Origin of the sequence: Alloscardovia sp. HMSC034E08 (assembly GCF_001813415.1) — a bacterium.
In the GTDB taxonomy this organism is placed as follows: Bacteria; Actinomycetota; Actinomycetes; order Actinomycetales; family Bifidobacteriaceae; genus Alloscardovia; species Alloscardovia omnicolens.
This window is the reverse complement of the sequence record NZ_KV812464.1, coordinates 1-12,848: the sequence shown is the minus strand read 5'-3', so window position 1 is coordinate 12,848 and position 12,848 is coordinate 1. Positions and strand designations below refer to the sequence as shown.

At 49.5% G+C, this 12,848-nt stretch carries 11 protein-coding genes; 1 reads left to right on the top strand and 10 read right to left on the bottom strand.

Annotated features, from left to right (window positions below; genetic code table 11):
- Window positions 1–9: 9 nt before the first annotated feature.
- The 9 genes from HMPREF2909_RS01020 to HMPREF2909_RS00980 form a co-directional block, all read right to left on the bottom strand.
- A complete protein-coding gene (locus tag HMPREF2909_RS01020) occupies window positions 10–744 on the bottom strand; it encodes an ABC transporter ATP-binding protein (protein WP_071414904.1) in 735 nt (244 codons plus the stop codon).
- 84 nt (window positions 745–828) lie between these two features.
- Window positions 829–1,455, bottom strand: coding sequence for a hypothetical protein (locus HMPREF2909_RS01015; protein ID WP_148130767.1), 627 nt, complete (start codon window positions 1,453–1,455; stop codon window positions 829–831).
- 113 nt (window positions 1,456–1,568) lie between these two features.
- On the bottom strand, window positions 1,569–4,223 hold the full coding sequence (adhE, locus tag HMPREF2909_RS01010; protein WP_071414914.1) for a bifunctional acetaldehyde-CoA/alcohol dehydrogenase: 2,655 nt from the start codon (window positions 4,221–4,223) through the stop codon (window positions 1,569–1,571).
- Window positions 4,224–5,037: 814 nt separating this feature from the next.
- Window positions 5,038–5,739, bottom strand: a complete 702-nt coding sequence (locus HMPREF2909_RS01005) for a TM2 domain-containing protein (protein ID WP_071414902.1) — start codon at window positions 5,737–5,739, stop codon at window positions 5,038–5,040.
- A gap of 97 nt (window positions 5,740–5,836) precedes the next feature.
- Window positions 5,837–6,325 carry a 30S ribosomal protein S9 gene (gene rpsI, locus HMPREF2909_RS01000; protein WP_071414901.1) on the bottom strand — a complete coding sequence of 163 codons (489 nt, stop codon included), beginning with the start codon at window positions 6,323–6,325 and terminating at the stop codon, window positions 5,837–5,839.
- 20 nt (window positions 6,326–6,345) lie between these two features.
- Window positions 6,346–6,795 carry a 50S ribosomal protein L13 gene (gene rplM, locus HMPREF2909_RS00995; protein ID WP_022857236.1) on the bottom strand — a complete coding sequence of 150 codons (450 nt, stop codon included), beginning with the start codon at window positions 6,793–6,795 and terminating at the stop codon, window positions 6,346–6,348.
- A 169-nt stretch (window positions 6,796–6,964) separates the two neighbouring features.
- Window positions 6,965–7,567, bottom strand: a complete 603-nt coding sequence (locus HMPREF2909_RS00990) for an AbrB family transcriptional regulator (protein WP_071414900.1) — start codon at window positions 7,565–7,567, stop codon at window positions 6,965–6,967.
- Between the two features lie 2 nt (window positions 7,568–7,569).
- Window positions 7,570–8,208, bottom strand: a complete 639-nt coding sequence (locus tag HMPREF2909_RS00985) for a YigZ family protein (protein ID WP_049187023.1) — start codon at window positions 8,206–8,208, stop codon at window positions 7,570–7,572.
- Window positions 8,209–9,561, bottom strand: coding sequence for an Mbeg1-like protein (locus tag HMPREF2909_RS00980; protein ID WP_071414899.1), 1,353 nt, complete (start codon window positions 9,559–9,561; stop codon window positions 8,209–8,211).
- 63 nt (window positions 9,562–9,624) lie between these two features.
- Between HMPREF2909_RS00980 and HMPREF2909_RS00975 the strand changes: the two genes are divergently transcribed.
- Window positions 9,625–11,313 carry a DHH family phosphoesterase gene (locus tag HMPREF2909_RS00975; protein ID WP_071414898.1) on the top strand — a complete coding sequence of 563 codons (1,689 nt, stop codon included), beginning with the start codon at window positions 9,625–9,627 and terminating at the stop codon, window positions 11,311–11,313.
- Window positions 11,314–11,622: 309 nt separating this feature from the next.
- Here the strand turns inward: HMPREF2909_RS00975 and HMPREF2909_RS09125 are convergent, their stop codons facing one another.
- A complete protein-coding gene (locus tag HMPREF2909_RS09125) occupies window positions 11,623–11,763 on the bottom strand; it encodes a hypothetical protein (protein ID WP_168165256.1) in 141 nt (46 codons plus the stop codon).
- Between the last annotated feature and the right edge of the window lie 1,085 nt (window positions 11,764–12,848).

The following is a 12,848-nucleotide window of genomic DNA, read 5'->3' as shown; positions in this document are numbered from 1 at the left end:
GATATCTCCTTACTGCGCATCTGACACATCAGCGAGAGCAAAAAACGCTTCGTCGAGACTGCTGGCTTGTGTTTGCGTGTAAATGTGTTCGAGGTTGCCCTGCGCAAGCGCGCGACCTTTATGCAAAATCACAATATGATCGGCGTTGCGTGCAGCTTCCTCCATATTGTGCGTGGCAAAAAGAATGGTCGTTCCCGCTCGGTGCAGCTCGTTAATTTGCGTCCACAAATCGCGGCGCGCGTGCGGATCCATACCTGCTGTCGGCTCGTCTAAGATGAGCAGTTCGCTCGGATGAATCAGTGAGATAGCCAGGCGCAAACGTTGCACTTGGCCACCCGAACAGTTACGCACTTTTCGTGTAAGAAAATCGCGCACGCCAGCACGATCGATAATGTCGTTAAGGCGACTGCTTTGACCGCGCAGCGCACACAAAGCCGTGAGAGTTTCCTTCACCGTCCACTCAGGCAGCAAACCTCCTGATTGCATAACATGAGCAACCAGACCGTGCTCTTGGGCGTTTTTTGGTGTTGTACCGCACACGCTCACGCTGCCAGAAGTTGGTACATCGAGGTTGAGGATGATGTTGATGAGGGTACTCTTTCCTGCTCCGTTCGATCCAAGCAGGGCGATACGCTGTCCGCTCTCAACCTGAAGACTCAGGGTATCGAGCGCCTTCACTGGTGTTGATGTTGCACTGTGCGCGTGGAAGGTACGGCACAGCTGCGTGGTTTCTAGAATGTTCATACTTCTAGTATTCGCGTGCGAGCGCGCCCAGAGAAGTGCGGTTATAACGAAAGTGGCTATGACATTCGTCATAGCCACATTATCTTATTGTGTTTTTACCTCGCTAATGAGCACGAGCTGACCGGAATGGGCATACACTTCGATGGCATACACTTTCTTTGAGTCGCTTACCTGTCCAACAGTTTTGTCGAGCATGCTGGGAATATAGGTAACCTCAACTTGCGTTGGATCTTGGAGCACAATTGGTTCCCCGCCCTTCATCTCTGTCCAGTACATTCCAGCGTAGGTAATATTGTACGAGGTAAAACGAGTTCCCCGACGCTGCGTATTTACCACGCGCACTACCCCATGAATACTGCCGTCTCGAATATCTTGAACATACTCTACTAGCGATTGCACGTTTCCTATAGTAAAGATTCCTCCAATAAGAAGGAGTACGACTCCTACAAGGTACTTCTTTATCCCTTTATAGGTCTTATCGGCTTTGAGCTGTTCAGGTGAAAGCTGGCGAATCTTCTCGGAAAACAAGCGAATATCGAACATAACAAACCCGAGAAAAACGAGGCCATGGCCTGCTATCAACCAAGTAATGTCTGCAATGAACGCGAAGCACAATTTCCACGGACCAATAGGCAGAAGAATCCGGTAGATAACGGCAAAGATGAGCCAGATTGCAACAGCCAGCTTCCAGATGATTGTCTTTGTCATCATCGCCTTCCTCGAGAAACGCTTTATTATATCAAGCGACATAAAAAGGTGTCGAGAGATAATCTCCCGACACCTTTACTCGCTATCTATCAGCAAGCGCTTAACAAAGCGCCACACTAAGCCTGAGCAGCGGCTGCGCGTTCTGCACGCAACTTCTTACCCTCAGCCTGAGATACGCCGTAGTAAGCAGCGATAGCAATATCCTTCATATCCTCAATCTGTGGAATACGAGGGTTTGCAGGGGTGCACTGGTCTTCGTATGCGCGCATACCAATCTGATCGAGAACGGACCAGAAGTGCTCCTCATCCACACCCGCTGCCTTAAAGGATGCGTCCATGCCCAGCTTATTGTCGCGGTAATCAGCCACTGCATTCGCAAGGTTTTCTACGGCCTCATCGGCGGTGTCGGCTGGAAGACCGAGCTGCTTAGCGATGTCCTGGTAGCGTTGTGGCGCCACGTACTTGTTGTACTTTGGCCACGAAATTGGCTCCAAAGGAATCTGACCGTTGTAGCGAATTACGTATGGAAGCAAAATCGAGTTGCATCGACCGTGAGCTACGTGGCACAGAGCACCAATCGTGTGAGCCATGGAGTGGCACATGCCCAGGAATGCGGAGCCGAATGCCATGCCGGCCATGGTTGCAGCGTTGTGTACCTTCTCCTGTGCCTGTGGATTTGCCTGACCTTCGTTCACGGAAGGAGCAAGATTCTCCCACAGCAGCTTTACGCTGTGCAGTGCCAAACCATCGGTGAAGTCGTTGGCATACGCAGATACGTAAGCTTCCATAGCGTGAGTAATCGCATCGAAACCAGAGTCGCTAGCTACACGACGAGGCTGAGTGCGAGCCAAAACAGGGTCAACCACTGCCACCGATGGGGTTAAGGAGTAATCGGTTACTGGATACTTAATACCGGTCTTGGTATCGGTAATAACAGCGAACGGAGTTACTTCCGAACCTGTACCCGAGGTAGTTGGCACGCATACGAGCTTTGCCTTCTTACCTAATTCCGGAAGACGGAAAGCGCGCTTGCGAATATCGAAGAACTTTTCGCGAATATCGCGGAATTCGATTTCTGGGTGTTCGTAGAGCAGCCACATAATCTTGGCGGCATCCATCGGAGAACCACCGCCAATAGCGATAATGGTGTCTGGCTGGAACTCGTCGCGCATCATAGCTGCGCCGCGCTCAACAGTTTCGATAGATGGTTCTGGCTCAACATAGTCGATAATACGCCATTCCACCTTGTTCAAACGCTGCTGAAGCTGAGCGATGGCCTTATCGATAATACCGAGATCGAGAATAACCTTATCGCATACGAATACAACGCGGTTTACGTCCACCATATCGCGCAGGTAGCGAATCGCGTTTGGCTCAAAGTAGGTCTTTGGTGGAATCTTGAACCACTGCATATTATTATTCCTTCGTGCTACACGCTTTACATTAATAAGATTGACTGCCTGTACGTTTCCAGCCACCGAGTTGCCGCCGTACGAACCGCAGCCCAAGGTGAGCGAAGGAGCAATAGCATTGTAGATATCGCCGATACCACCCAAGGACGATGGGGAGTTCCAGATAACGCGGCATGCGTGCATGCGCAGACCGTATTCGCGAACGAGATCTTCGTTATCGGTGTGAATTGCTGCCGTATGACCTTCGCCGTGTACCAGCATCTGCTCGCACATAACGAAAGCTTCGTCCTTATTGTTAGCGCGCAATACTGCGTGAACAGGAGCGAGCTTTTCCATGGTCAGTGGCTCATTCTCGCCCACTTCCTTGCACTCTGCAGCGATAATAACAGTATCTTCTGGGATAGTAATACCCGCCTGCTGCGCAATCCACAGTGGGGACTTGCCTGGAACCTTGGAGTTGAGCACTGGCTTGGAGCCATCCTTGGCGTACGCCGTGGTGCCGAACATAAACTTTTCGAGCTTAGCCTTCTCCTCGCCCTTCACGAAGTAGGTGTGGCGTGCCTTGAGCTTTTCGATTAAGGAATCGTAAATATCGGTGTGCGCGATAATAGCCTGCTCAGTTGCGCAGATCATACCGTAATCGAAGTGCTTAGAGAGAACCAAATCGTTCACAGCGCGGTCGAGGTCGACGTTGCTGTCGACGTATGCTGGAGCGTTACCTGCACCTACACCCAACGCTGGCTTACCCGAGGAGTATGCTGCCTTAACCATGCCTGGACCACCCGTTGCCAGGATGGTAGCAACACCTGGGTGCTTCATTAAAGCGCCGGTTGCTTCGATGGATGGGTGTTCAATCCACTGAATACAGTCCTTTGGAGCGCCTGCTGCTACTGCTGCATCACGAACAATCTTTGCTGCTGCCTTCGAGCACTCCTGAGCGAATGGATGGAATCCGAAAACTATTGGACAGCGAGTCTTTAATGCGATGAGCGCCTTAAAGATGGCGGTAGAGGTTGGGTTCGTTACTGGGGTGACGCCTGCAACCACACCCACAGGTTCTGCGATTTCAGTGATGCCATCTACGTCACTTTCGTTAATAACGCCTACAGTGCGCTGGTTAGCGAGGTGATGCGTAATATGTTCGCATGCGAAGATGTTCTTCGTTGCCTTATCTTCGACCATACCGCGGCCAGTTTCGTCCACAGCCATCTTTGCCAGCTCGAGATGAGCGTGCAGCGCATCGATAGAAGCCTTAGCAACAATGTAGTCGATCTTCTTCTGATCGAAGCTCTGATACTCATCGAGAGCGACGAGAGCCCGCTGAACGAGACCGTCAACTTCCTTCTCTGCATCAGACATTACAGGTTCAGCTTCCTTAGCTGGTGTTTGATCCTTAGTAGCTGCTTTTGCCACGAGTGACCTCCTCAATTGTGTGAGAAACCACAACCTTTGTGTGTTCTAGCTCACACTTTATGAGAGAAGTTTGGCGCGCGCAAGTTTTGACCGAGACTTTTGTAAAGTTGTTTTATTAAAGTGCGGTAAGGGTTTGATTTGTTGGGTTTTGGGAGGGACTATACCTTGTGCGGCGGCTCGGATTTTCATATTGAAGCATGGGTTTTGAGATTGGTTTTGATTGTTTTGATGGATAGCCCATTTTAGAAACAACCAAGCAGTTACGGCTTTACATTCTTACATCAGCAATCCTCACGAAGCTTTAACGCTTACAGATATCGTCAGCCGTACGAGATAAAGCAGTTTTAAGAATACAATAGCCGCGTATTCTACAGAAAATCCTGAAACGAACGGTTACGTATCTGCAGTTAAAACGATTGTTTGTCTCGCTCATCGAATACATATACTGGTTCAACGGTTTTATTAGTGGGATTTGTTGGTTTTTTCAGTTGCAGGTGCGTGACTAGCAGCCGTTCCACGCAGTCAGGCTTCACACTGCGTTAAATTCGAGGATTTATTACTCTCACGCATTCTGCTTAACCGATTAATATACCCGATATGCCACTTTTAATGCGGAAAAATGGCTTCACAAGTGGCATATCGGTTGCGCGTATCGACTTCACTCATGAATCCAAACCATACTGCGTACTCAACAGTAAGCCGCATATAAAAAGTCACCCTCACATCAAAGTGAAGGTGACTTATCCGCAATAATGAGGCTCTAGTCTTGCAATTCCAAACCATAACCATCTTTGTGGTAGCTTGATCCTGGTGAAGAGACAAGAATCAAAATGAATTCCACGAAAGCCCAGATACCGCAGATGATAGGAGGAAGAATAAGAATCCAGCCAACTACTGTCATAAGTAGCTGAACAATAGCGCGGGTAGTCTTTCCTAAATAGAAGTTATGAATGCCGAGAGCACCTAGGAAAAACGCTAGAACAGCAGCAACAATTTTGCTTTTAGAGCCAACCATAAGTGGTTGTGCCTGTGGGAACGCACCTAGAACACCCGAAACGCCCGGAGTACCCGCATTTGGCACACCATTATTAAACTGCGGTGGAACATACTGCCCATACGGAGCCTGCTGTTGTGGCTGAGGTTGACCGTAAGGCGCTTGTTGACCGTAAGGCGCCTGCTGTGCGTATGGTGCTTGCTGCGTTGGTTGAGTATACTGCGGTTGCACAGGCTGCGCATACTGTGGTTGCGCTTGAACGTATGGCTGCTGTTCATAGACCTGCGAAGGAGCTTGCGCAGGCTGAACCTGAGGATGTGGCTGTGCATAAGCTTGCGCAGCAGGAGCACCTGCATTTGCATCATTGGCAACTGAATCGCCATTGAATTCAGAATTCACAGTATTGTCAGCATTATGAGGATATACAGATTCATCCTGTCCGAATTGTTCATATGGTTCGTTGCTCATAATAGTACCTTTTCTTGTGAGATAACTCTTCTCTCAATATAACAAGTCCCCTACCTTTAGAAAAGATAGAGGACTTGAAATAAACGAAAAGTAAAACTTAACGCTTGGAGTACTGAGAAGCCTTGCGTGCCTTGTGCAAACCAGCTTTCTTGCGCTCTACGACGCGTGCGTCGCGAGTCAAGAAACCGGCCTTCTTCAAAGCTGCGCGGTTAACATCACGATCAATGCTGTTCAAAGCACGAGCAACGCCAAGACGGATTGCACCTGCCTGACCAGTTACGCCGCCACCATCAACAAGAACGATAACATCGAACTTGTTTTCGAGCTTGAGCAAAACGATCGGCGAGTTAACTTCGCGCTGGTGCAAACGGCTTGGGAAGTACTCTTCGAGAGTGCGACCATTAACGATCCACTTACCAGAGCCTGGAACCAAACGTACACGAGCTACAGCTTCCTTACGACGACCAGTGCCGTAGCCGGGAGCAATAGCAGAAGTACCGGTACCAGCACCTGCATTGGTTTCAGAAGTGTAAGAAGTGAGTTCTACCTCGGTTTCAAGAACCGCGGAGCTTGCATTTTCAGCCATTATGGACTCTCCTTTCGGTCCTAGTTAGCCTGCTGGGAGACCTGTGCGATCTCAACAACTTGTGGCTGGTTTGGGGTATGTGGATGCTGATCTCCTGCATAAACGCGCAAACGACCAAGCTGTACCTTAGCAAGCTTGTTCTTAGGCATCATGCCCTTAACCGCTGCGCGAATAATACGCTCTGGATCCTTCTCAAGAAGCTCAGCATAAGAATCTGCACGCAAACCACTTGGGTAACCAGAGTGGCTGTAGAGATTCTTGTTCAGCTTGTTTCCGCTCAAAGAAATCTTGTCTGCATTAATAACAATAACGAAGTTACCGCCATCTGCATGTGGAGCGAAAGTTGGCTTGTTCTTGCCGCGAAGCAAATTTGCTACCTGTACCGACAAACGACCGAGCACCACGTCGGTAGCGTCTACGACGTACCATTCGTGAGTCAAATCACTTGGCTTTGGAGTGAAAGTCTTCACTGTATAACCTTTTCTTTCATTGTGTTCCAGATACCTTATGGCATCCTTTATCCGTGGGCTCCCTGAAAGTCCTAGTGAGCGAGTGGGAAAGCGCTTTCCTGGACCCCTGTAGGGAAACACAACAATCTGTAATAATAGCGCACATACAAGACCAGGGTCAAAGTGGCCCTTATCCGCGTGCCTGTTGAGTTTCGCGGGCCGCAACAGCTACATCAGGAACGTTATCTGCAACCAGCACGCGCAAGGTTTCGTCATCAACATTCGGGTTCTGAGCCACAGCTCTGCGCACCATCGCCGCCAACACTGCTGGCGATTTACTATCTTCTTCTGTCCCCAAAGCGCCCAAATGAGCCAAAACGGAAGCCGGTGTGCGCGAATCTTGTGCACCTTCCATACGCATACGCCAGGTCGTTACCAGGTTCATCAGCGCTTTTGCGCGCACATTATCATCGCTATCTTTGGTTAAACGCCCAACGAGCCAATCTTTCGAATCAGTATTAGCAGCCACAGCCTCGCGCACGCTAGCCTCGGGATCAGTGGATAGCTTCACCAAAATATTTGGGTACGGCATGGTTTGCGCCAAAAAGATACGATCTTCTAACGGCGTGTGCATATTCCCCGCAACAGCTTCGAGTAAAGCGGTAGCACGCGAGAACGCGGCAGCATCGCTCACGTCCGGAAGCGGCGTATGGCAGCGCTTACTCAACTCAGCAGCATCCTCGGTATGACGCAAAAATTCATACTCCGCGCTTAAAGATTCAGTTTCTGCCATCTCTACTCTTTCTCCATCAACGAACTTTCCGCGCCGGCTATCAGCTGTACAGACGCGTTAAATGTCTGCTGCACCATCTGTTCCATCGAGAGCACGCGATCGGTTGGAATCACAAATTTTACCACGACTTTATCGCTAAAGTCCTCATGATGTACGCGCCCGCTATGTTGGGCGATAAGTCGCTGGATAAGCGAATGCTGAGCGTAGTCAACCGTGCACATAAACTCGCGCGCTGGGATAACGTTACCAAGATTAGCCACGCGAAGTGCTTCGGCCGCAGCCGTCGAGTACGCGCGTACCAGACCGCCGGCTCCCAAAAGTATACCGCCAAAATAGCGCGTAACCGCGATAACGGTATCCGTTGTTTCTGACTGCCGCAGCACGTTCAGTATCGGTTTGCCCGCGGTACCGCTCGGTTCCCCGTCATCGCTCATACGTTCGTTAAACTGCGCTTGACTGGCTCCCGTAACAGCCGCGAAGCACACGTGCCGTGCTTTGGGGTGCTGCGCGCGGATCTGCTCGACAAACTCAACCGCCTCGTCGAGCGAATCGATATGACACGCATCGCCGATGAACTCTGATTTCTTCTCGATATACGAGTAGTGCGCCGGATTGCTGGCAGGGTTCGTAATCGTGCGCATTTAGTTCTGATCGATTTCTTCCGCGTTTTTACTAAAAGGCAGGCTTTGCGACACCTTCGCCACCATCGCTTCCCACTGCGTGATGTACTTGGAGAAGTTGTTAAAGCCGAAAATCATGGAGAACAAATCACGCAGCGCAGTAACCGTAATATCGCGCACAGCGCTGTCGGTTTCTTGCGCGGCTTGCCACATCATCGGTGCTGCAGTACTGATATTGTCTGCAATTTCGGTGAAGGACTCATATCCAGTAGCCTCGAAAATCGCAAAAATTGCGTCGATAACTTTGCGACGTGTAGCCAAGTCGAGCGAATTGGTCCACTCAACGTAGGAATCGGCTATCTTGAGCGCGCGCGACGAAATCTCTTGGTCATACACGAAGTCAGCGCTGTCGAGGTCGACCGCCCACTTGTACATAAAGTGCTGCATAACAGAAGCTTCGTCACTGTGCACAACGCGGTATGGCTCGCGACCGGCAAACATCATGCCCACGAAGGAATCTTGCGGAATAAGTTTCGTAAGCTTCGGCTCAATGCGCTTGTATTCAGGCGAATCCAGAAGGTTGGTAATAAAACCTGGTCCGTCGAAAGAGTAGATCTGCTGGATTGCGTTTTGCACGTTCGCCGGAACTTTCGTGGCCGCATACACGGCCGTGTTGCCACCCTTGGAATGACCGGCAATAATAAGGTTCCTGCCATGTGAATGGCGGTAGATATCATCCACATAGCGCGCGGCAGACAGCTGCGACGGAATATCTTTGTGGAAAGCCAGCTCGAAGTCTTCGCGCCAACCAACGAAAGAGGTTTCGGTGCCGCGGAAAGCGATGAATTCTGTAGGTTCGGGGGTGCTGGTGCCGTTGTCAGGGCTGGCGTTCTCAGGCAGCAGGAAGGTCATCGCCGCGAACTGTTGCTGATGCTCGCGATCGTTATTGAATTCGTAGGTAAACTCCCCTACTTTAATATCGCGGAAACGTGGGGACGCCAAGACAGCGCTGACCAGCTCAATCATCATCTCGCGCGTCGAAGGAGATCGGAAAATGCTCTCGAAATCTTCTGCGCGCCACAACGCCGTGTAGAGCGAGACGAAACGATCTTCGTCGTGCAGGAGCGGCTTGGATTTCTTTTTCGTAAGACTTGCGGTTACTGCGCGCTGGATTTTGCCGGCAGGGGAACCGTACTTTTTCTTATACCGTGCGTGATACTCTCTGCGTGTGCGCACGAGCGACGGCACCTGCTCGCCGTCGAGCTGCGCGTAGGCCAGCTGGGAGAGAATTGCCGCATCCACGTTGTTAAACGGCACGTCGTCGAAGGTGCGCAGCATGGTGTGCGCGTAGGTTATAAAAGTTTCGGCACTCATGAGAACTATTTTAGGCGAGGTTGTGGAGCGGGGCTCTTCTTTCGCTCGCCTTACAATAATCTCATGCCTGAGAATGTACAGATTAGTCCTGTTACCCCTGTTAACCCGTTCGCGCCGAACTTCTCGCTCGACGCCTGTTCCGCTGGCCTGCGCACGCTTATTGAGCGCACTGGTTTATCGCCTGAGTTTCTGCGCGAGATGAACACGTCGTATGGCGAGCAGCTCGATGGCATGGATGCTTTTATCGAGAAGCTGCACGGTTACCGCGATGCGAAGCTGGCCATTTACCCGGATTTCGATATGGATGGCATTACTTCGGGCACGATTTTGTACGCGGGTTTGAAGCAGCTGGGTTTTCAGGTGGAACTGTCTGTGCCCGACTATGAGAGCGGTCACGATTTTTGCCGCGATGACGTGGACGATATTATGCGCCGTTTTCCCGATACCACGGTTATTCTCACCTGCGATAGCGGGGTAAATTCGACCGACGGCATACGTTACGCGCAGTCGCTCGGTTTAGCAGTTTTGATTACGGACCATCACGATCAAGAAATCGATTGCCCAGCCGACGCCATGATTGATCCGTGCTGCCGCAACTCCTCGTATCCGCTGCCAGGCATTTGCGGTGCGGCCGTTGCGTTTTTAATGATTAGTGCGTACGCGCGCCGTTTTGCGAACGCCGAGCAGCGCAAGTATCTTAACCTGCTGCAACTGTTCGTGGGCATTGGCACGGTGTCCGATGTGATGCCTCTGGTGCACGATAACCGCGCTTTAGTGCGCAAGTCGTTAAGCCTTACGCGCGAGCTGATTGCCCGTCCGACCGCTTTGAATTCTTTGCGCGGTGACGCTAGCGTAAACCGCGCGTTTTTGACTGCTTTCGAAGGGTACGCTCAGCTTCTTGAGGAGCTTGAGGTGTCGCTTGCGCAGTGCGACGAGGGTTTTTATGGTTTTACTCTGGCTCCGATGTTTAACGCGCCGCGGCGTGTGGGAACCTCGATGAATGATGCTTTTTGTGTGTTCCTTTCGGATAATCGTACCGAACGTCGCGCTGCAATTGTTCGTTTGATTGCGGCCAACACTAAGCGTAAGAAGCTGGTTGACGAATATATGGATACGCTGGTCGATACGTATGCGCCATACGTGTACATTACGGATGCGCCTCGCGGCATGTTGGGTTTGCTCGCTGGCAAATTGATGCACGATTCTGGACTTCCCACAGCTGTTGTTCATGTAAGCTACGATCGCACGCACGGCAAGCAAGTTGAGGGGTCGATGCGTTCGCCAGATTATTATCCGATTATCGATATGCTCAATGACCGCGATGGACTCAAGATTGTAGGACATCAGGGAGCTGGCGGTGTTACAGGTCCGCTTGATGCTCTGGTTGATGCATTGCACGGAGTGCGCGTTCCTTCTGATTTTGAAGAAGAGCCAGCTTTATTGATTGGCGATGATGGTCCAGATATTGACGTTGCGTGGTGGGATGCAACTGCTCTCAATGAGATTACGCAGTTCTTAGATTGTGTGGCGCCTTTTGGCAAGAATTTTGACTACCCTATTATGGAGATTATTTTCCCGGCCGATACTGAGGTAAGTCGCATCGGTAAAGAACAACAGCACCTCAAGTTGCAGATGCCTGGCTGCCCTCCGGTTTTACTGTGGAACACTGAGGATGTGCCGATAAGTGCACGTGTGCGTTTGAGCTACAACGAGTTTAGAGGACAAAAAACTTTGCAGATGATTGGGATGTGAGTTAGGGTTTCCTTAACATACAGATGAGATACACTCAAATGTCATTTCATCGATGTTTTGCTAACTTCGCATGACCTCTGCGAATAAAAAGAGCCTCCAGATTTGAGCATTATTAAGAGGCTTAGAAGGCTACTGTTACTAGAGACAGTAGCACAGATGAGAACTTTAGGGAAGCAAGAGTTTCGAGAACAAAACCTCACAGATTATTCGTTGAAAAGATCTTCTCCGGTCTTCCGAAGAACATAATAACAGTATGCTTTAAAAGCTGGCGAGTCTTCACCTAATCTTTCATCGAGACACGTTACTTCACTAAAGTATTGAAAACGCTCGAAAAATTTTACGAGCCTTCTCAGTGGCTTCATCTGTAAGAATGTATTCACCGTTCTCATCTTCAGTCCACCATGAATGATTCTTCATCCAATACATCACATCTGGATCTACCATAACCATATGAGCACCCCTGTTGTAATAAATACTGTCTACGTTGACCAGCATCTCAGCACTTCTCAGTTAGATGTGCCTTGGTACGTAATTCTACTCTGACTCAATGCATTCTAGACAAAGCTGAACGTGTGTTATTGAGAAAGCTTTGATGACTCGAAGATATGGGACTACACCCGCGTAGCGAAATATGTAATTCAAGAGAAAAACGCAATGTTCAAACTTGAATGATAATAAAATTGCCCCAGATACACGGTCTAGCGTTCTTAACTATTTGACTATTAGGACGATAAATGAAACAATGAATTGTATTAGGTGAGAGCTACTGCAACACCTCCTTTTTAACAGCGTAAGCTGGGTGTTGTGGGGGGGGGGATCCTCACCTTTTCTCTTCAGTAGGTTTTCTCGGCGAGCATGTGTTTATACTGCGCTCACCACGTGGTGTATCGGTCTATCCATACGCCTTGTTGTTCACGATTGGCAATGCCTGTGAGTTGTTGGGATAAAGCGTAAAGTATTTTGACCGACCTTTTGCTATCACCTTTCCTTTGATTGTTAACGACTCTGCTATGCAGCTGAGCAGACCATACCCGTGGCAGGTTATGGATTTACAAGCACCGTGAGCAAGATTCTAAATTGCGTAGTAATAGTTTCGTCAGTTTTACAGTCAGATGTCTTAGACCGCTGGACTATCACGGCGTTAATCTGTAAACTCAGAGGTGATACCGATATATAAGGGTTCGGAACTGTCCGCACTTAGATATATCGGTCATTACTTTTTCAAATATCGAGAAGACTCATCAGAGTTCATTTGGATTACTTCCTCGATTGGTATTGTATCAATGCGTCGTAGAATTTCATTTGAAAGTTCATCAACTTTAATATTTGTCGTATAACCCGAAAGTTCCCCCTCGAGTTCCCCCTCTTACATGCTCTATTATGCTTTCATATGCTCTCTTATGCAACTAACTGAGAATGAGCACAACAGCCTGAAACCGTTGAAAACAAGCGGTTGACAAGTAAAAATAAAGGCTTTCAGAATTTCTTCTGAAAGCCAGCCGCGGAGACGAGGAGATTCGACAAATACTATTCCA